Here is a 19,907-nt window from a genome sequence, read left to right on the forward strand (position 1 = left end):
TAAAAAACTTTGTTTAACGGTTTAAGCGTTATCCCTTACCAGAAAAACAGCTTAGTCATTTTGGTTATGATTTATTGCTATCCCTTATTTAATCGTTGCTATTCTGCTCGGTAACCTTACAAACTCTCCTGATCTTTTCCGCACACCCGACGCAGAGAAGAGACAGCGACTGACACTGGCGCGCGCCTGGCAGGAAAGGCGCTAAGTATAGGAAATAAGTACAGCAATGACGACTCAGGCTCCTCCAACATCTTTGCTCCCGCTGACGCCCGAACAGTTGGCGCGCCTACAGGCGACAATCGGCGACTATTCGCCGACGCAGCTGGCGTGGCTGTCCGGTTATTTTTGGGGCATGGTCAATCAACAGCCCGGAGCCGTGGCCATTGCGCCTGTTGCCCCTGCGGCTGCCGCCGGCATCACCATCATTTCCGCTTCGCAGACCGGCAATGCGCGCCGCCTGGCGGAGCAGCTGCGCGACGATCTGCTGGCCGCCAATCTGAGCGCCACGCTGATCAGCGCCGGCGACTACAAGTTCAAGCAGATAGCTCAAGAGCGCCTGTTGGTGATCGTCGCCTCCACGCAAGGAGAAGGCGAGCCGGCGGAAGAAGCGGTGGCGCTGCATAAATTCCTGTTCTCGAAAAAGGCGCCGAAGCTGAATGATACCGCTTTTGCGGTGTTCGGGCTGGGCGACACCTCTTATGAGAATTTCTGCCAGTCTGGCAAGGATTTCGACGGCAAGCTGGCCGAGCTGGGCGCCGAGCGCCTGGTGGAGCGCGTGGACGCCGACGTGGAGTACCAGGAACTGGCCGCCGCCTGGCGCAAACAGGTGGTGTCGGTGCTGAAGGCGCGCGCGCCGGCGGAAAGCGCCGCGCCGGGCGTGCTGGCCAGCGGCGCGGTCGATCTGATCGACAGCAGCCCGTACAGCAAGGAACAGCCGCTCACCGCCCAACTGGCGGTCAAGCAGAAAATTACCGGCCGCGCGTCGGATAAAGACGTGCGCCATATCGAGATCGATCTGGGCGACTCCGGCCTGCGCTATCAGCCGGGCGATGCGCTCGGCGTATGGTTCGACAACGATCCGGCGCTGGTGGACGAACTGGTGCAGCTGTTGTGGCTGAAAGGCGACGAGCCGGTCGAGGTGGAAGGGCAAACCCTGCCGCTGGCGCAAGCGCTGCGCAGCCATTTCGAGCTGACGCAGAACACCACGCCGATCGTCGATAAATACGCCGCCCTGTCGCGCGATGAAACGCTGATCGGCCTGCTGGCGGATAAAGCCGCGCTGCAGCAGTACGCGCACAACACGCCGATCGTCGACATGGTGCGCCAGGCGCCGGCGGATCTGAGCGCCGAACAGCTGGTCGGCCTGCTGCGCCCGCTGACGCCGCGCCTGTACTCCATCGCCTCTTCGCAGGCGGAGAACGAAAGCGAAGTGCACATCACCGTGGGCGTGGTGCGTTACGACATCGACGGGCGCGCCCGCAGCGGCGGCGCCTCCGGCTTCCTGGCGGATCGCCTGGAGGAAGACGGCGACGTGCGGGTGTTTATCGAACACAACGATAACTTCCGCCTGCCGGCCAACCCGGAAACGCCGGTGATCATGATCGGCCCGGGCACCGGCATCGCGCCGTTCCGCGCCTTTATGCAGCAGCGCGACGCCGACGGTGCCGGCGGCAAAAACTGGCTGTTCTTCGGCAACCCGCACTTTACCGAAGATTTCCTGTATCAGGTCGAATGGCAGCGCTATGTGAAAGACGGCCTGCTGACCCGCATCGATCTGGCCTGGTCCCGTGACCAGCAACATAAAATATATGTACAAGACAAACTGCGCGAACAGGGCGCGGAAGTGTGGCGCTGGATTCAGGAAGGCGCGCACATTTACGTCTGCGGTGATGCCAATCGCATGGCGAAAGACGTGGAAAACACATTACTGGAACTGGTGGCCGAGCACGGTGGCATGGATACCGAGCAGGCGGATGAATTTTTAAGTGAGCTGCGCCTTGAGCGCCGTTATCAGCGAGATGTTTACTGATGAGTGATAAACACCCCGGGCCTTTGGTAGTCGAAGGCAAACTGGCCGATGCGGAGCGCATGAAGAAGGAAAGCAACTTCTTGCGTGGCACCATCGCCGAAGATTTGAACGACGGCCTGACCGGCGGCTTCAACGGCGACAACTTCCTGCTGATCCGTTTTCACGGCATGTACCAGCAGGATGACCGCGACATTCGCGCCGAACGCGCCGAGCAGAAGCTGGAGCCGCGCCACGCCATGATGCTGCGCTGTCGCCTGCCGGGTGGCATCATCAGCCCGCAGCAGTGGCTGGGCATCGACAAGTTCGCGCAGGAGAGCACGCTGTACGGCAGCATTCGCATCACCAACCGCCAAACGTTCCAGTTTCACGGCATTCTGAAAGGCAACGTCAAACCGGTGCACCAGCTGCTGAACCGCTTGGGGCTGGACGCGCTGGCGACCGCCAACGACGTGAACCGCAACGTGCTGTGCACCTCCAATCCGGTGGAGTCCGAGCTGCATCAGGAAGCCTACGAGTGGGCGAAGAAGATCTCCGAACACCTGCTGCCGCGCACCCGCGCCTACGCAGAGGTGTGGCTGGATCAGGAGAAGGTGGCCACCACCGACGAAGAGCCGATTCTGGGGCCGACCTACCTGCCGCGCAAATTTAAAACCACGGTGGTGATCCCGCCGCAGAACGACGTCGATCTGCACGCCAACGACATGAACTTTGTGGCGATCGCCGAAAACGGCAAGCTGGTGGGCTTCAACCTGCTGGTGGGCGGCGGGCTGTCCATTGAGCACGGCAACAAGAAAACCTACGCGCGCCAGGCCAGCGAGTTCGGCTACATTCCGCTCGAGCATACGCTGGCGGTGGCGGAAGCGGTGGTGACCACGCAGCGCGACTGGGGCAACCGTACCGACCGCAAGAACGCCAAAACCAAATACACGCTGGAGCGCGTTGGGGTGGACGTTTTCCGCGCCGAAGTGGAAAAGCGCGCCGGCATCACCTTCGCGCCGATCCGGCCGTATGAATTCACCGGCCGCGGCGATCGCATCGGTTGGGTGAAGGGTATAGACGATCAGTGGCACCTGACGCTGTTTATCGAGAACGGCCGCCTGCTGGACTATCCGGGGCGCCCGCTGAAGACCGGCATGGCGGAGATCGCCAAGCTCCATAAAGGCGACTTCCGTCTGACGGCGAACCAAAACGTGATCATCGCCGGCGTGCCGGAAAGCGAGAAGGCGAAGATCGAAGCCTTGGCGCGCGATCATGGCCTGATCGACGACCAGATCAGCGAGCAACGGAAGAACTCGATGGCCTGCGTATCGTTCCCGACCTGCCCGCTGGCGATGGCGGAGGCCGAGCGCTTCCTGCCGCAGTTTGTCACCAAGGTGGAAGGGATTATGCATCGGCATGGGGTGGGCGACGAGCATATCGTGCTGCGCATCACCGGCTGCCCGAACGGCTGTGGCCGCGCGCTGCTGGCGGAGCTGGGGCTGGTGGGCAAGGCGGTCGGCCGCTATAACCTGCATTTGGGCGGCAACCGCGAAGGCACGCGCATTCCGCGCATGTACCGCGAGAACATCAACGAAGATGAGATCCTGAGCGAGATCGATCTGCTGGTGGGACGCTGGGCGAAGGAGCGCAACGCCGGCGAAGGTTTCGGTGACTTCACCGTGCGCGCGGGCGTCGTCAAACCGGTGCTGGATCCGGCGCGAGATTTCTGGGAGTGAGGCCGGGCGGCCCCTGGGCAGAGGGGCCGCACAGATAATTTCAAGTATCAGGAGAGACAACATGGCTGAATTCGATCTGGCGGCGCTGAACGCGTTGCCCAAATCCGGGCAGGCGCTGGCATTGGCGGTGGTCAACGGCCAACTGGAGACCCTCAGCGCCGAACAGCGCGTCGCATGGGCGCTGGAGCATCTGCCCGGCGAGTTCGTACTCTCGTCCAGTTTCGGCATTCAGGCGGCGGTATGCCTGCACCTGGTGACGCGCATCCGGCCGGATATCCCGGTGATCCTGACCGACACCGGTTATCTGTTCCCGGAAACCTATCGCTTTATCGATCAACTGACCGACCAGCTGAAGCTGAATCTGCAGGTGTTCCGCGCGGAGCAGTCTCCCGCCTGGCAAGAGGCGCGCTATGGCAAGCTGTGGGAGCAGGGCGTGGAAGGGATTGAAAAATACAACCAGATCAACAAGGTCGAGCCGATGAACCGCGCGCTGGAGACGCTGGGCGCGCAGAGCTGGTTCGCCGGCCTGCGGCGCGAGCAGTCCGGCAGCCGCGCCAATCTGCCGGTACTGGCGGTGCAGCGTGGGGTGTTCAAGATCCTGCCGATCATCGACTGGGACAACCGCAAGATTTACCAGTATCTGACCGAACACGGGCTGAGTTATCACCCGCTGTGGGAGCAGGGCTACCTGTCGGTAGGCGATACACACACCACCCAGAAGTGGGAGCCGGGCATGAGCGAGGAAGAGACGCGTTTCTTCGGCCTGAAGCGCGAGTGTGGCCTGCACGAAGGCTAAACGGCGTGATTGACATGACAGGGCTCAGCAATGCTGGGCCCTGTTTTTTTGCGGGCTACTTTTTCTTCTGTGCTTTCGGCGGGTGCGCCTGCGCCAGCTCTTTGATCAGCGGCAGCAGGATCTGCACGCTGTCGCGGCTGCGTTTGTCGATCCGCCCCGGCAGGTAGCGATCCAGATATTGCAGATTGTCATACTGCGGACGATGCCAGGTGATGCCCTGCGGGAAGTGCGGGCTGACGGCGCGCTGCTGGTAGCCATCTTTGTCGCCCAGCGACCAGTTGGTGGCCTCCACTGACAATACCGGGATGCCTGCGGCGTCGAACACCTCTTGATCGGAACAGCAGCCGGTGCCTTGCGGATGCTGCGCGTTGCCTGGGTTGGTGGCGGCGGCGATGCCGTAGCGGTGGGCGATATCCAGCGCGCGATCGCGGGAACGCTTCGCCATTTGCGGCGGCGTGTTGCGCCCGGCGTTGAAATACAGACGATCGCCGGTGATCAGGCTGTCGAGGTTGATCACCAGCACGGTGTTGCTTTTCTCTTCCGCGCTCATGCGTTGCAGGTAGTTCTGCGCCCCCAGTGAACCGATCTCTTCGGCGCTGGTGGCGACGAAGCGCAGGCCGTAGGCGGTGGGGATGTTCTTCAGGCGTTCCGCCAGTTCCAGCATCACACCGATGCCGGAGGCGTTGTCGTCGACGCCCTGCAGCGTCAAGCCGCCGAGGTTGTTATCCAGATCCTCGTCGCTCTGCGGCGTATAGGTGTCGAAGTGGGCGACGACCACGATCTGTTTTGGGCTGTCGCCGTTGCGGGCGGCGATCACCGAGCTGGCGGTGACGTTGTTCCAGTTCTTCTTGCCGTCTTTGCTGGTGTAGAGATAGCGCGTATTGACGCTGCGAATGTCGCTTTGGTAACCCATCTTGCTGAATTGCTGCTTCAGATAGTCGGCGGTGAGCAATTCAGCCGGGCTGCCCGCCATGCGGCCGGGGAAGTAAGTGGCGATGTGGCGGGTCTGTTCGGCGGCGAAACGGCCCATTGGCGCGTCTTTTACGGGCTGTGCGGCACAAACGCTGAAGACGCCGCCGAGTGCGAGGGCCAGCAGGCTGGTCTTCAGGTAAAAACGGGAAAACATACCGAAAAATCCTTCTTTGCTATCGGCGCTGCCGATCATTTTTCTTCGGCACCCAGTATGAGACGCCGGGCGGCATTACACAATTTCCCTGTCTCTTAATTTTCGCGCGAACGCGCAAACCGCCGCCGTGAGTATTACCGTTTGCCTCCTGCGTTGCGGCCTATATTCCATAAAGGAACTAATCATTCCTTTTCGTCATTTCAGAGGCTAAATCTCAGCCCGTATAGTCACACTATCTTTCTGTTATATGAAAAGGCTGTTGTGGACTATCTACCAATATTCGCCGACCTGAAACAACGCCCGGTGCTGGTCGTTGGCGGTGGTGACGTGGCGGCGCGCAAAGTCTCCCTGCTTCAGCGCGCCGGGGCTGAAATACGGATAGTTGCGCAGTCGCTCTCACCGGAACTGGAACAACAACGTCAGCAAGGGCGGGTGCTCTGGCTGGGGAAAACCTTTGATCCGCAGCAGTTGGACGACGTGTTTCTGGCGATCGCCGCCACGGACGACAACGCGCTGAACGCCGCGGTGTTCGCCGAGGCGGATAAACGCCGGGTGCTGGCCAACGTGGTGGACGATCAGCCGCGCTGCTCGTTCATCTTCCCGTCGATCATCGATCGCTCGCCGCTGGTGGTGGCGGTGTCGTCCAGCGGCCAGGCGCCGGTGCTGGCGCGACTGCTGCGCGAAAAGCTGGAGGCGTTATTGCCCGCCAGTTTGGGGCAGATGGCGCAGGTCGCGGGCCGCTGGCGCGGCCAGGTCAAACAGCGGTTGGCTTCGATCGGCGAACGTCGCCGTTTCTGGGAGAAAACCTTCGGCGGCCGTTTCGCCACGCTGGTGGCCAACGGCCAGACGGCGCAGGCGGAACGCCAGCTGGAGCAGGATTTACACCGCTTCGCCGCAGGCGATGAAGGCACACAGGGCGAGATCGCCCTGGTGGGCGCCGGGCCGGGCGACGTGGGGCTGTTGACCCTGCGCGGGCTGCAGGTGATGCAGCAGGCGGACGTGGTGCTGTATGACCATTTGGTCAGCGGTGAGATCCTCGATCTGGTGCGCCGCGACGCCGAACGCATCTGCGTGGGCAAGCGCGCCGGCGCGCACTCGGTGATCCAGGAAGAGACCAACCGGCTGCTGGTGGAGCTGGCGCAGCAGGGCAAACGCGTGGTGCGCCTCAAGGGCGGCGATCCGTTCATCTTCGGCCGCGGCGGCGAAGAGCTGCAGGTGGCCGCCGCCGCCGGCATTCCGTTCCAGGTGGTGCCGGGCGTCACGGCCGCCGCGGGGGCGACCGCCTACGCCGGCATTCCGCTGACGCATCGCGATCACGCGCAGAGCGTGACCTTTATCACCGGCCACTGCCGCCCGGACGGCGATGGCCTGGACTGGGCCGATCTGGCCCGGACGCGGCAAACGCTGGCTATCTACATGGGCACCATGAAGGCGGCGGACATCAGCCAACGCCTGATCGCCCACGGCCGCGACGCTGCGACGCCGGTGGCGGTGATCAGCCGCGGCACGCGCGCCGATCAGCAGGTGCAGATCGGCACGCTGGATCAATTGGAACACCTGGCCCAACGGGCGCCGTTGCCGGCGCTGTTGGTGATCGGCGAGGTGGTGGAACTGCACCATCAAATCGCCTGGTTCGGGCATCAATCGCAGACGGAAGGGGCCGCGCGCCCGGCCGTCGTGAATTTGGCATAGGCAAGGTTTTTAAGGATCTGTTATGGACGAAAAACGACTCACTCATTTGCGGCAATTGGAGGCGGAGAGTATCCATATCATCCGTGAAGTCGCCGCTGAATTCGCCAACCCGGTAATGCTGTATTCCATCGGCAAGGACTCTTCCGTGATGCTGCATTTGGCGCGCAAGGCGTTCTTCCCCGGCACGCTGCCGTTCCCGCTGCTGCACGTCGATACCGGCTGGAAGTTCCGTGAAATGTACGAATTCCGCGATCGCACCGCGAAGGAGTACGGCTTTGAGCTGCTGGTGCATAAAAACCCGGAAGGGGTGGCGATGGGCATCAACCCGTTCGTGCACGGCAGCGCCAAGCATACCGACATCATGAAGACCGAGGGCCTGAAACAGGCGTTGAACAAGTACGGTTTTGACGCCGCCTTCGGCGGTGCGCGGCGCGATGAGGAGAAATCGCGCGCCAAAGAGCGCATCTACTCGTTCCGCGATCGCTTCCACCGCTGGGATCCGAAAAATCAGCGGCCGGAGCTGTGGCACAACTACAACGGCCAGATCAACAAAGGGGAGAGCATCCGCGTCTTCCCGCTGTCGAACTGGACCGAGCTGGATATCTGGCAGTACATCTTCCTGGAAAAGATCGACATCGTGCCGCTGTACCTGGCGAAACCGCGCCCGGTGGTGGAGCGCGACGGCATGCTGATGATGGTAGACGACGATCGCATCGATCTGCAGCCGGGTGAAGTGATCAGCCAGCGCATGGTGCGTTTCCGCACCCTGGGGTGCTGGCCGCTGACCGGCGCGGTGGACTCGCAGGCGCAAACCCTGCCGGAGATCATCGAAGAAATGCTGGTCTCCACCACCAGCGAACGGCAGGGGCGGATGATCGATCGCGATCAGTCCGGCTCGATGGAGCTGAAAAAGCGTCAAGGGTATTTCTAAGGAGCCGCCGGATGAACAACGCAATTGCACAACAAATCGCTGACCAGGGCGGCGTCGAATCCTATCTGCACGCGCAGCAGCACAAGAGCCTGCTGCGCTTTCTGACCTGCGGCAGCGTCGATGACGGCAAAAGCACCCTGATTGGCCGCCTGCTGCACGATACCCGCCAGATCTACGAGGATCAGCTGTCGACGTTGCACAGTGACAGCAAACGCATCGGCACCCAGGGCGAAAAGCTCGATCTGGCGCTGCTGGTGGACGGCCTGCAGGCCGAGCGCGAGCAGGGCATCACCATCGACGTGGCCTATCGCTATTTCTCGACCGAAAAACGTAAATTTATCATCGCCGATACCCCGGGGCACGAGCAGTACACCCGCAACATGGCCACCGGCGCCTCGACCTGCGATCTGGCGATCCTGTTGATCGACGCGCGCAAAGGGGTGTTGGATCAGACTCGCCGCCACAGCTTTATCGCGACCCTGCTGGGCATTCGCCATCTGGTGGTTGCGGTAAACAAAATGGATCTGGTGGACTATCAGGAAGCGGTGTTCGAGCAGTTCAAACAGGATTACCTGACCTTCGCCCAGCAGCTGCCTGGCGATCTGGACATCAAGTTCGTGCCGCTGTCGGCGCTGGACGGCGACAACGTGGCGAGCGAAAGCGCCCATATGCCGTGGTACAGCGGCCCGACGCTGCTGGAAGTGCTGGAGAGCGTGGATGTGATCAGCGAGCGAGAAAACCAGCCGCTGCGCTTCCCGGTGCAGTACGTCAACCGCCCGAACCTCGATTTCCGCGGCTATGCCGGCACGCTGTCCGCCGGCGTAGTGCGGGTGGGGCAACGGGTCAAAGTGCTGCCTTCCGGCGTGGAGTCCAGCGTGGCGCGCATCGTGACCTTCGACGGCGATCTGCAAGAAGCGGTGCCGGGCGAGGCGATTACGCTGGTGCTGAAAGATGAAGTGGACATCAGCCGCGGCGATTTGCTGGTCGACGCCGGAGAAAGTCTGCAGGCGGCGCAGAGCGCGCGGGTGGACGTGGTATGGATGGCCGAGCAGCCGCTGGTGCCGGGCCAGAGCTACGACATCAAGATCGCCGGCAAAAAGACCCGCGCCCGCGTGGAGAGCATTCGCCATCAGGTGGAGATCAACACGCTGGCGCAACACCCGGCCGACACATTGCCGCTCAACGGCATCGGGTTGGTGGAGCTGACCTTCGACGAACCGCTGGTGCTGGACAGCTATCAGAGCAATCACGACACCGGCGGGCTGATCTTCATCGATCGCATGAGCAACGTGACGGTTGGCGCCGGTCTGGTGCGTGAAACGCTGCAGGATGCCTCGGCGGCGCGCGGCGAATTCAGCGCCTTCGAGCTGGAGCTGAATGCGCTGGTGCGCAAGCACTTCCCGCATTGGGGCGCACGCGATCTGCTCGGTGGCCGATAAGGTGGCCGCTGAACTGAGGGCGACCGGGCCGGATGATGAGAACGTGGTTTGGCATCCGCATGCGGTGACGCGTGCGGATCGCGAAGCGCGCAACGGCCACCGCGGCGCGGTGCTGTGGTTTACCGGGCTGTCCGGCTCGGGCAAATCCACCGTCGCCGGCGCGCTGGAGCAGGCGCTGCATGGGCTTGGCGTCAGCACCTATCTGCTGGACGGCGATAACGTGCGCCACGGTCTGTGCCGCGATCTCGGTTTTTCCGACGAGGATCGGCGCGAGAACATCCGCCGGGTGGGGGAAGTGGCCAAACTGATGGTGGATGCCGGGCTGGTGGTGCTGACCGCATTCATTTCGCCGCACCGCGCCGAGCGGCAAATGGTGCGCGAGATGCTCGGCGAGGATCGCTTTATCGAGGTGTTCGTCGACACGCCGTTGGCGATCTGCGAGGCGCGCGATCCGAAAGGGTTGTATAAAAAAGCGCGCGCCGGCGAGCTGCGCAATTTCACCGGTATCGACGCGGTTTATGAGGCGCCGCAGCAGCCGGAAATCCACCTCGACGGCCAACAATTGGTAACAAATTTGATTGCGCAATTGTTAGACGTGTTACGTGGTCAGGCTATTATCAAACCCTGAATTCAAAAAAAGCGTGTGGCGTTTTTCGCCATGCGCTTTTTACTCTAAGCCGCCGCAGAGCGAGCCGAATAACCAGGGATCACTATGCAAAATGTCACGCCTATCTTGATCGACTCCAAGCAGTCAAAACAGGAGAGAGAGGAGCCTTCTTATTCTTTCCTGGGCGGCGTCAGCGGCTTTGTTTTCTACTGGCTGGCGTTCGCGTTGCCGTTTCTGGTTTACGGTTCCAACACGCTGTTTTTCCTGCTCTATACCTGGCCGTTCTTCCTGGCGCTGATGCCGCTGTCGGTGCTGATCGGCATCACCCTCAGCATGCTGTTGCGCGGCCGTCTGATCCTGACGCTTCTGCTGACCGGCGCGATCGTGCTGTGCCTGTTCTGGCTGGTGTTCAGCTTCCTGACCGGGTGGTGAGAGAGCGGGCGCCGATGCCGGCGCCCGAAGGATTGCAAAGCCGTGTCGAAGGTTACAAAACTTTGCTCAGAAACGCCTGAGTGCGCGGATTGGCCGGCTGGCTGAAGATCTGCTGCGGCGCACCCTCCTCCTGAATGATCCCCTGATCGATAAACAGCACCCGGTCGGCCACCTCGCGGGCAAAGCCCATCTCATGCGTCACCACCACCATGGTCATGCCCTCGTGGGCCAGTGATTTCATCACCGCCAACACTTCGCCCACCAGCTCAGGATCGAGCGCGGAGGTCGGTTCATCGAACAGCATGATCTTCGGCTCCATCGCCAGCGCGCGGGCGATCGCTACCCGCTGCTGCTGGCCGCCGGACAGGCTGTTGGGATAGGCGTCGATCTTGTCGAGCAGGCCGACCTTGAGCAGCAGCTGTTCTGCTTGCGCGATGGCTTCGGCGCGTGGCTGTTTCTTCACGCTCACCGGCGCCATGATGATATTTTCCAACACTGTCATGTGCGGGAACAGATTGAAACGCTGGAACACCATGCCCACGCTTTCCCGCATCTTATTCAGGTCGGTTTTCTGATCGTGGACGGCGAAACCGTTGACCTCGATCTCGCCGCCGGAGAGCGTCTCCAGCGCATTGATGCAGCGCAGGAAGGTGCTCTTCCCCGAGCCTGAAGGGCCGATGACGCACACCACTTCGTTGGCGGCGATCCGGCAAGAAATGCCGCGCAGCACGTGGCTTTCGCCGAACTGTTTTTGCAGGTTATGTACGCGAATCACTTTTACCGAACCTCTTTTCCATATGCTGCACCAGCAGCGAGAGCAGGAAGGTGATGACCCAATAGACCAGCGAAATGGTCAGATAGGGCTCCCAGTAGGTGGCGTAGGCGCCGGAGACGGTACGGGCGGCATAGGCCAGATCCGCCAGGCCGATGGCGGAGGCCAGCGACGAATCCTTGACGATGGCGATGGCGTTGTTGCCCAGCGGCGGCAGCATGCGCCGGAAGGCTTGCGGCAGGATCACCTGGCGCATGGTCTTGCCGTAGCTCATGCCCAACGAGCGCGATGCCTCCATCTGGCCGCGGTCGATCGACTGGATCCCGGCGCGGAAGATCTCCGACACATAGGCGCCGGCGTTGAGCGTGATCGCCACCACGCAGGAGAGAAAGGCGCCGTAGTCGGCGCGCAGCGCACGGGCGAAATCGACGCTCATCAGGCCGCTGGTGACCAGCAGACCGTCACGCGGGTTGATGAACAGCGGCACCAGCGCGAAGTGCACCACCATGATCTGCACGAACAGCGGCGTGCCGCGAAAGGCGCTGATGTAGATGCGCACCGGCCACTGAACGCCGTAATGCAGGATGGGTTTCCAGATGCCGTGCGGCGCCTGCGCCAAACGGCCCAGCCCGAGGAGCAAGCCCCAGGTGGTGCCCAGCAGCACGCAGATAATGGTGCATTTGATGGTCATCCAGGCGCCTTCCATAAACAGCGGCGCGTATTCCTGGATGATCTCCCAGCGGAAGTTCAAGGGGTATTCCTTCTTGGTAGGCTGAAACGGTGGTGCGCCGACGCCCTTGCGGGCGCCGGCTACTGGGGATTATTCCGCCGGCAGCGTCGGTACGTTGCTGTCGAACCAGGTTTGGTAGATCTTGGCGTAGGTGCCGTCGGCGACGATTTTCTTCAGGCCGGCGTTGATCTTGTTGCGCAGCTCATCGTTGCCTTTGGCGACGGCGATGCCGAAATACTGGCGCTCGAACTTGGCGTCGGGCACCAGCTTGAAGGCTTTCTCCGGGTGGGTCTTGATATAGAACTTGGCCACGCCGACGTCGCCAACCGCCGCGCCGATGCCGTCTTCATACAGCTCCTGCAGCATCAGCGGGGTATTGTCGAAGCGCTTGATGGCGGTACTGTTTTTACCCAGCGCGTCGGACACCACGATGTCGCCGGTGCTGGAGTTCACCACGCCGACCTTCAGCGCTTTCAGCGCGGCGATGGAGTCCACCTTCGAGTCTTGCGGCACCACGATAGCCTGCTCAGCCGGGAAGTAAGGCGCAGAGAAATCAACCATCTGCTTGCGTTTATCGGTGATGGTGATGCCGGAAATGATGATATCGCGATCGCCGGAGTTCAGCGTGGCGAAGATCCCTTCCCACGGCGTATTGATCAGTTTGATTTGGAAGCCTTCGGCCTTGGCCACCGCCTTGATGATGTCGATGTCGAAACCTTCCAGCTGCTTTTGGCTGTTTTCAAATTCGAATGGCCGATAGGTGCCGCCGGAGCCGACGACGTAGGTGGGTTCAGCCGCCAACGCAGCGATGGAGAAGGTGGCGGCCAGGCAGGCGCCGATCAGAACTAAACGTTTTAACATCGCGATCCCCGATAATGAATGGTTATATATTGGAATTATTTATGCACTATGAGTGCATAAAAATAAGCTTCAATGAATGAAAGTGCAACCGCTGCATGACGATTATTCTCTCTATGGTGTTAAATATTCACTTTTTGCTTTGCTGTGGCGTAAGCGATGTGTCAGGAAGCGGTGATGCAGTGATTCTTGCTGCATAATGGAGGTAGGGCAGTGTGTGTCTCATTGGAAAACGCGGCGCGTGCGCCGAGCCAAAGGGGCGTTTTTTGCCGCTTTCGCAGCGGAATTAGGCGATAAACACGGGAACCCTTCATCCGTATTCTGAATTTGGCGTTGAAATGCCGCTCTCAGTGTGGAGTCCAACGAGAAGTTGTGGGATGATTGGTCGGTTTTTCAGGGGGCGGAGATGGGAAAACTTACGCTGCTATTGCTGGCATTGCTCGGTTGGTTACAGTATTCACTGTGGCTGGGCAAAAATGGTATTCACGATTACGTGCGGGTCAATGAAGACGTTGCGGTCCAGCAGGGCAACAACGCCAAGTTGAAAGCGCGTAACGATCAGCTGTTTGCCGAAATCGATGATTTGAACGGCGGACAGGAAGCGATCGAAGAGCGTGCGCGTAATGAGCTGGGCATGATCAAGCCCGGTGAGACTTTCTATCGTCTGGTTCCTGACCAATCCAGGCGCAACGCGGCGTCTTCTTCGCAAAACAACGCACAAAAATAACGCATGAATCACTCCGCAGGTACCTTTCCCTCGGTGATTGCCGTCCTGCCCGCTGCCGGTATCGGCAGCCGCATGCAGGCGGAATGCCCGAAGCAATATTTAACCATCGGCCGGCACAGCATCGTCGAACACGCCATCCACGCCCTGTTGCGCCACCCGCGCATTGAACGGGTGATCGTGGCGATCGGCCCCGAAGATCGTCAGTTCGAACGGCTACCCATCGCTCAGGATCCGCGGGTGACCGTCACCGAGGGCGGCAAACAGCGCGCCGATTCGGTGATGGCCGGGTTGAAACTGGCGGGTGATGCGGACTGGGTGTTGGTGCACGACGCCGCGCGCCCCTGCCTGCACGCCGACGATCTCGAGCGCCTGCTGGCGATCACCGCACACAGCAAGGTGGGCGGCATTCTCGCCGCGCCGGTGCGCGACACCATGAAGCGCGCCGAACCCGGCCGCGACACCATCGCCCACACCGTTGAACGGCAGGATCTGTGGCATGCGCTGACGCCGCAGTTGTTTCCGCTGCCGCTGCTCAAGCAGTGCCTGCAGCGCGCGCTGGATGAAGGCGCAAACGTCACCGACGAAGCCTCGGCGCTGGAGCATTGCGGCTATCATCCGCAGCTGATCGCCGGCCGGGCGGACAACATTAAAGTAACGCGGCCGGAGGATTTGGCGCTGGCGGCGTTCTATTTGACCCAGTTAGACAATTAAGGAGCGCATCATGCGTATCGGTCACGGTTTTGATGTACATAAATTCGGCGGCGAAGGCCCGTTGGTGATCGGTGGTGTTCGCATCCCTTACGACAAAGGCTTGCTGGCCCACTCCGACGGTGACGTCGCGCTGCATGCCGCCACCGACGCCCTGTTGGGGGCGGCGGCGCTGGGCGATATCGGCAAACTGTTCCCCGATACCGATCCGGCCTTCAAAGGCGCCGACAGCCGCGAGCTGCTGCGCGAAGCCTGGAAACGCATCCGCGCCAAAGGTTACCGCCTCGGTAACCTCGATATCACCATCATCGCTCAGGCGCCGAAAATGGCGCCGCACATCCCGCAGATGCGCGTCTTCCTGGCGGAAGATCTGCAGTGCCATATGGGTGACGTCAACGTGAAGGCCACCACCACCGAACAGCTCGGTTTCACCGGGCGCGGCGAGGGCATCGCGTGCGAAGCGGTCGCCTTGCTGATCAAGGAATAACCGCATGGATATGGCGAATCTGACCTGGCTGCATGGCCGGCCGCAGAGTTCCGGGGTGTTGAAAGCCAATCCGGAAGATTTCGTGGTGGTCGAAGATCTGGGTTTTGCACCGGACGGCGAAGGTGAGCACGTGCTGGTAAATATCCGTAAAAACGGCTGCAATACCCAGTTCGTGGCCGATTACCTGGCGCGCTTCGCCGGTATTCACGCCCGTTCTGTCAGCTATGCCGGTTTGAAGGATCGCCACGCGGTGACCGAACAGTGGTTCTGCCTGCATATGCCGGGCAAAGACACGCCGGATTTCTCCCGGTTTACGCTGGAAGGCTGCGAGGTGCTCTCGTTCGCCCGCCACCTGCGCAAAATGCGCATCGGCAATCTGAAGGGCAACCACTTTACGCTGGTGCTGCGCCAGATTTCCGATCGGCAGGACGTGGAACGTCGCCTGCAGGCCATCGCCGCGCAGGGCGTGCCAAACTACTTCGGCAGCCAGCGTTTCGGCCGTGGCGGCAACAACCTGGTGATGGCGCGCCGCTGGGCGAACGACGAAATTCGTGTCAAAGAGCGCAGTAAGCGCAGCTTCTACCTGTCCGCCAGCCGTAGCGCGCTGTTCAATCTGATCGCGAGCCAACGCCTGGCTGACGGGCTGCAGCGCACCGTGCTGGATGGGGATGCCCTGCAGTTGAGCGGCCGCGGCAGCTGGTTCGTCGCCAAAGCCGATGAGCTGGAGACGTTGCAACAGCGGCTGGATGCCGGCGAGCTGGCGATCACGGCTCCCTTGCCGGGCGACGGTGAGCCAGGCACTGCCGGCCAAGCCTTGGTTTTTGAACAACAATGCTTGGCGGAACAACCGGAATTGCTTACGCTTTTAAAGCGCGAGCGTGTCGAACCCGCTCGCCGGGCCCTGCTGTTGCAGCCGCAAAATTTGCAGTGGAACTGGTGGGATGACGTTACCGTGGAACTGCGCTTCTGGCTGCCGGCGGGCAGCTTTGCTACCAGCGTGGTTCGCGAGATCATGCAGCAGGATAACAGTGATGCGGATATTGCTGAGTAACGATGACGGCGTCAGCGCCCCGGGCATTCAGGTGCTGGCGGCGGCGCTGCGGGAATTCGCCGAAGTGCAGGTCGTGGCGCCGGATCGTAACCGCAGCGGTTCTTCCAATGCTTTAACGCTGGAGTCGCCGTTGCGCACGCAGACGCTGGCCAACGGGGATATTGCGGTGTTGCAAGGGACGCCGACCGACTGCGTTTACCTTGGCGTCAACGCATTGATGCGCCCGGCGCCCGATATCGTGGTATCCGGCATTAACGCCGGGCCGAATTTGGGCGACGACGTTATCTATTCCGGCACCGTCGCGGCGGCGATGGAGGGCCGGCACCTGGGGTTGCCTGCCTTGGCGGTGTCGCTGAACGGCCACCGGCACTACGCGACCGCAGCCGCCATTACCTGCCGCATCCTGCGCGCGCTGCAGCGCGAACCGCTACGTACCGGAAAAATTCTGAATATTAACGTGCCGGATCTGCCGCTGGCTGAGATCAAAGGCCTGCGCGTTACCCGCTGCGGCAGCCGCCATCCCGCCGACAAGGTCTTCTGCCAGCAGGATCCGCGCGGACAAAATATCTACTGGATCGGGCCGCCTGGTGATAAATTTGATGCCGGGCCGGATACCGACTTTGCGGCGGTGGAACAAGGCTATGTGGCGATAACGCCGCTGCAGGTGGATTTAACCGCCTACGCGGCGCAAGAAGTCGTGAAAACATGGTTAACCAAGGCAGAGGTTAGCGGGGAATGGTGAATAAGCGCATGCAAACATTGCTGACGCAGCTGCGGCAGCAGGGGATCCGAGACGAAAAGCTGCTGCGGGCGATCGAGGCGGTGCCGCGCGAGCGTTTTGTTGATGAAGCGCTGGATCATAAGGCCTACGAAAACACCGCATTGCCGATCGGTTCCGGTCAGACCATTTCCCAGCCTTATATGGTGGCGCGGATGACCGAGCTGCTGAATCTGAAACCTACCTCAAGGGTGCTGGAGATCGGTACTGGTTCCGGTTATCAAACCGCTATCCTGGCGCATCTGGTGCAACACGTTTGTTCCGTCGAACGCATCAAGGGGCTGCAGTGGCAGGCCAAGCGCCGCCTGAAACAGCTCGATCTTCACAATGTTTCCACCCGCCATGGCGATGGCTGGCAGGGTTGGGCGTCGCGCGGCCCGTTCGATGCGATCATCGTCACTGCCGCGCCGCCGGAGATCCCGCAGGCACTGGTGGAGCAGCTGGACGACGGCGGCATTTTGGTGTTGCCGGTGGGCGAGCAGGCCCAAACCCTCAAACGCATTCAGCGTCATGGCAACGATTTCGTTGTCGATGCGGTAGAGGCGGTGCGCTTTGTGCCGTTGGTGAAAGGCGAATTGGCCTAGCGATTGTCTGAATTTTCGACCGTCTGCAAAATCTGTTGCACTTTCATCATGGCCGGATAAGGTTTTCTCGTTCCAATCAGGCTAATTTTCACTAGAATTGGCCTTTCTACGTAGTTGTCTTATGGTGCGGCAACGCCAATGTGGTTAGCATTGGCGCGCGTTTTGATGCTCCGGCGCGAGATGACCTGGCGTTCAGGGATCGGCCGGCGGCGCCTTTACATCGCAGAAACTGGGAAGTGGCAAAAGCTCGGCTACGATGTAAAGGGTATTTTGGATATATCACTGATATTGCTGTCATGGGGGAAGCATGAGCACGGGAAGCCCAATGATTACGTTACGCCGGGTAGCGGTGTGTACGATGGTAAGTTTGTGGTTGGCGGGTTGTACGAATACGGCCTCGACGTCGGCTCCTATCAGCAGCGTGGGGGGCGGCGGTGCCGCTCCATCCGGCAATAATAATGGCGGAGTGCAGCAGGCCAGCCCAGAGGGCCGCATTGTCTATAACCGCAGTTATAACGCCATCCCTAAAGGGAGCTACAGCGGCGGCGAAACTTATACGGTCAAGCGCGGCGATACGCTGTTTTATATCGCCTGGATCACCGGCAATGATTTCCGCGACCTGGCGCAGCGCAACAATATTCCCGAGCCATACAGCCTGAATGTTGGCCAAACCATTCAGCTTGGTAATGGTTCCGCCAACGGCGGCGGCGGCATGTTGGCGACGACAGATGCGACCAAAGGCGGTGTTCCGAAGCCACCTTCCAGCTCCCAGATCCAGACGGCAACGGTTGATTCTCAATCAACTAACGCGTATTCTGAAAACTCGGGTAAACAGAATGTAGGTAAGATGTTACCTGCAGCAGGTGCCGCAGCGGTTGGGACCGCGACTGCGCCTGTTACCGCGCCGGAAGCCGCTCCGCCTGTGAGCAGCACCGTCAGCAACAGCGCTCCGGTCAGTACCTGGAGATGGCCGACTGACGGTAAGGTTATTGATAACTTTTCCTCATCAGAAGGTGGGAATAAGGGTGTCGATATCGCCGGTTCCCGTGGGCAGCCTATCTTCGCTACCGCCGATGGCCGCGTAGTGTATGCAGGCAACGCTTTACGGGGTTACGGTAATCTAATCATCATCAAACATAATGATGATTACCTGAGCGCCTACGCTCATAACGACACAATGCTGGTCCGGGAACAACAAGAAGTGAAGGCGGGTCAAAAAATAGCCACCATGGGTAGCACCGGTACCAGTTCAGTACGTTTGCATTTTGAAATTCGTTACAAGGGGAAATCCGTAAACCCGCTGCGTTATCTTCCGCAGCGATAGATTGGGCAGAATACGCTGAGATTCTGCTCGCGGTATCACGGGTAGGAGCAGCATATGAGCCAAAATACGCTGAAAGTTAACGAGTTACATGATGATGCGGATTTCGACGAGAATGGAGCTGAGGCCGAGTCGTTTGATGAAAAAGCGCTGGTAGAAGAAGAGACCAGCGAGAACGATTTAGCGGAAGAAGAGCTGTTGTCTCAAGGCGTTACGCAACGCGTATTGGATGCGACGCAGCTCTATCTGGGTGAGATCGGTTATTCACCTCTGCTGACCGCAGAGGAAGAAGTCTATTTTGCGCGGCGTGCTCTGCGCGGTGACGTGCCGTCCCGCCGCCGCATGATTGAAAGCAACCTGCGGCTGGTGGTGAAAATCGCCCGCCGCTACAGCAACCGCGGTCTGGCGCTGCTGGATCTGATCGAAGAGGGTAACCTCGGTCTGATTCGCGCAGTGGAAAAATTCGACCCAGAACGCGGCTTCCGCTTCTCCACTTATGCAACCTGGTGGATCCGTCAGACGATTGAACGGGCGATCATGAACCAAACCCGTACCATTCGTTTGCCTATCCATATCGTCAAAGAACTGAATGTCTATCTGCGCACCGCGCGCGAGCTTTCCCACAAGCTGGATCATGAACCGAGCGCTGAAGAAATTGCCGAGCAACTCGACAAGCCGGTGGATGACGTCAGCCGCATGCTGCGCCTGAATGAGCGCATCACCTCGGTGGATACGCCGCTGGGCGGGGATTCGGAGAAAGCGCTGCTGGACATTCTGGCCGACGAGAAGGACAACGGGCCTGAAGACACCACGCAAGATGACGATATGAAGCAAAGCATCGTCAAATGGCTGTTCGAACTGAACGCCAAACAGCGTGAAGTGTTGGCGCGTCGTTTCGGCCTGCTGGGTTATGAAGCGGCGACGCTGGAAGACGTAGGCCGGGAGATTGGCCTGACGCGCGAGCGCGTCCGTCAGATTCAGGTAGAAGGTCTGCGCCGTCTGCGTGAGATTTTGCAGATGCAGGGCCTGAGCATTGAGGCGCTGTTCCGCGAATAACGCCGGTTGTTGAACCGCATCAAATAAAAACGGTGAGCATGATGCTCACCGTTTTTTTATGCCCGCGT

Annotated in this window: 20 protein-coding genes; 16 read left to right on the plus strand and 4 right to left on the minus strand. The window is 60.3% G+C overall.

Annotated features, from left to right (window positions below):
* The first annotated feature begins 226 nt into the window (after positions 1–226).
* The 3 genes from cysJ (at position 227) to JL05_RS04740 (ending at position 4,540) form a co-directional block, all read left to right on the plus strand.
* Complete coding sequence (gene cysJ / locus JL05_RS04730) at positions 227–2,029, plus strand: NADPH-dependent assimilatory sulfite reductase flavoprotein subunit (protein ID WP_015376679.1); 1,803 nt, start codon at positions 227–229, stop codon at positions 2,027–2,029.
* On the plus strand, positions 2,029–3,744 hold the full coding sequence (gene cysI, locus JL05_RS04735) for an assimilatory sulfite reductase (NADPH) hemoprotein subunit (protein WP_033631807.1): 1,716 nt from the start codon (positions 2,029–2,031) through the stop codon (positions 3,742–3,744). Before cysJ ends, cysI begins: the two co-directional genes overlap by 1 nt.
* A gap of 61 nt (positions 3,745–3,805) precedes the next feature.
* Positions 3,806–4,540: a phosphoadenylyl-sulfate reductase gene (locus tag JL05_RS04740; RefSeq protein ID WP_016929052.1), complete on the plus strand. Its 735-nt coding sequence runs from the start codon at positions 3,806–3,808 to the stop codon at positions 4,538–4,540.
* Between the two features lie 55 nt (positions 4,541–4,595).
* Here JL05_RS04740 and JL05_RS04745 read toward each other — a convergent pair whose 3' ends face one another.
* Positions 4,596–5,666 (minus strand): aminopeptidase, encoded by a 1,071-nt coding sequence (locus tag JL05_RS04745; RefSeq protein ID WP_033633554.1) that lies wholly within the window; start codon positions 5,664–5,666, stop codon positions 4,596–4,598.
* Positions 5,667–5,927: 261 nt separating this feature from the next.
* Between JL05_RS04745 and cysG the strand changes: the two genes are divergently transcribed.
* From cysG to JL05_RS04770, 5 genes are all read left to right on the plus strand, one after another.
* The gene (cysG, locus tag JL05_RS04750) at positions 5,928–7,358 is read left to right on the plus strand and encodes a siroheme synthase CysG (RefSeq protein WP_033631808.1); all 1,431 of its coding nucleotides are present in this window, start codon (positions 5,928–5,930) and stop codon (positions 7,356–7,358) included.
* 22 nt (positions 7,359–7,380) lie between these two features.
* Positions 7,381–8,289, plus strand: a complete 909-nt coding sequence (cysD, locus tag JL05_RS04755; RefSeq protein WP_004932620.1) for a sulfate adenylyltransferase subunit CysD — start codon at positions 7,381–7,383, stop codon at positions 8,287–8,289.
* A gap of 11 nt (positions 8,290–8,300) precedes the next feature.
* The gene (cysN, locus tag JL05_RS04760; protein ID WP_033631809.1) at positions 8,301–9,728 is read left to right on the plus strand and encodes a sulfate adenylyltransferase subunit CysN; all 1,428 of its coding nucleotides are present in this window, start codon (positions 8,301–8,303) and stop codon (positions 9,726–9,728) included.
* Positions 9,667–10,356 (plus strand): adenylyl-sulfate kinase, encoded by a 690-nt coding sequence (gene cysC / locus JL05_RS04765; RefSeq protein WP_081877830.1) that lies wholly within the window; start codon positions 9,667–9,669, stop codon positions 10,354–10,356. Before cysN ends, cysC begins: the two co-directional genes overlap by 62 nt.
* Before the next feature lie 84 nt (positions 10,357–10,440).
* The gene (locus JL05_RS04770; RefSeq protein ID WP_004932611.1) at positions 10,441–10,767 is read left to right on the plus strand and encodes a DUF3561 family protein; all 327 of its coding nucleotides are present in this window, start codon (positions 10,441–10,443) and stop codon (positions 10,765–10,767) included.
* Positions 10,768–10,819: 52 nt separating this feature from the next.
* Here the strand turns inward: JL05_RS04770 and JL05_RS04775 are convergent, their stop codons facing one another.
* The 3 genes from JL05_RS04775 to JL05_RS04785 form a co-directional block, all read right to left on the minus strand.
* A complete protein-coding gene (locus JL05_RS04775; protein ID WP_004932608.1) occupies positions 10,820–11,542 on the minus strand; it encodes an amino acid ABC transporter ATP-binding protein in 723 nt (240 codons plus the stop codon).
* A complete protein-coding gene (locus JL05_RS04780) occupies positions 11,526–12,245 on the minus strand; it encodes an amino acid ABC transporter permease (protein WP_049188078.1) in 720 nt (239 codons plus the stop codon). Before JL05_RS04780 ends, JL05_RS04775 begins: the two co-directional genes overlap by 17 nt.
* Before the next feature lie 114 nt (positions 12,246–12,359).
* Positions 12,360–13,130: a basic amino acid ABC transporter substrate-binding protein gene (locus JL05_RS04785; protein WP_033631812.1), complete on the minus strand. Its 771-nt coding sequence runs from the start codon at positions 13,128–13,130 to the stop codon at positions 12,360–12,362.
* A gap of 403 nt (positions 13,131–13,533) precedes the next feature.
* On the opposite strand from JL05_RS04785, the gene ftsB reads away from it, so the two are divergent.
* The 8 genes from ftsB to rpoS all read left to right on the plus strand — a co-directional run bounded on the left by ftsB (position 13,534) and on the right by rpoS (position 19,839).
* Entirely contained in the window at positions 13,534–13,854 is a 321-nt protein-coding gene (ftsB, locus tag JL05_RS04790) for a cell division protein FtsB (protein WP_016929043.1), read from the plus strand.
* Between the two features lie 3 nt (positions 13,855–13,857).
* Positions 13,858–14,565, plus strand: coding sequence for a 2-C-methyl-D-erythritol 4-phosphate cytidylyltransferase (gene ispD, locus JL05_RS04795; protein WP_015376689.1), 708 nt, complete (start codon positions 13,858–13,860; stop codon positions 14,563–14,565).
* 10 nt (positions 14,566–14,575) lie between these two features.
* On the plus strand, positions 14,576–15,049 hold the full coding sequence (gene ispF / locus JL05_RS04800) for a 2-C-methyl-D-erythritol 2,4-cyclodiphosphate synthase (RefSeq protein WP_033631813.1): 474 nt from the start codon (positions 14,576–14,578) through the stop codon (positions 15,047–15,049).
* Between the two features lie 4 nt (positions 15,050–15,053).
* The gene (gene truD / locus JL05_RS04805) at positions 15,054–16,100 is read left to right on the plus strand and encodes a tRNA pseudouridine(13) synthase TruD (RefSeq protein WP_033631814.1); all 1,047 of its coding nucleotides are present in this window, start codon (positions 15,054–15,056) and stop codon (positions 16,098–16,100) included.
* The gene (surE, locus tag JL05_RS04810; protein ID WP_033631815.1) at positions 16,081–16,842 is read left to right on the plus strand and encodes a 5'/3'-nucleotidase SurE; all 762 of its coding nucleotides are present in this window, start codon (positions 16,081–16,083) and stop codon (positions 16,840–16,842) included. The genes truD and surE overlap by 20 nt, the downstream gene beginning before the upstream one ends.
* The gene (locus JL05_RS04815) at positions 16,836–17,462 is read left to right on the plus strand and encodes a protein-L-isoaspartate(D-aspartate) O-methyltransferase (protein ID WP_004932585.1); all 627 of its coding nucleotides are present in this window, start codon (positions 16,836–16,838) and stop codon (positions 17,460–17,462) included. Before surE ends, JL05_RS04815 begins: the two co-directional genes overlap by 7 nt.
* A 325-nt stretch (positions 17,463–17,787) precedes the next feature.
* Positions 17,788–18,786: a murein hydrolase activator NlpD gene (gene nlpD, locus JL05_RS04820; protein WP_015376692.1), complete on the plus strand. Its 999-nt coding sequence runs from the start codon at positions 17,788–17,790 to the stop codon at positions 18,784–18,786.
* A 54-nt stretch (positions 18,787–18,840) separates the two neighbouring features.
* Complete coding sequence (rpoS, locus tag JL05_RS04825; RefSeq protein ID WP_004932578.1) at positions 18,841–19,839, plus strand: RNA polymerase sigma factor RpoS; 999 nt, start codon at positions 18,841–18,843, stop codon at positions 19,837–19,839.
* Positions 19,840–19,907: the final 68 nt, after the last annotated feature.

The sequence above is a fragment of the Serratia nematodiphila DZ0503SBS1 genome (assembly GCF_000738675.1).
GTDB classification, from domain to species: domain Bacteria; phylum Pseudomonadota; class Gammaproteobacteria; order Enterobacterales; family Enterobacteriaceae; genus Serratia; species Serratia nematodiphila.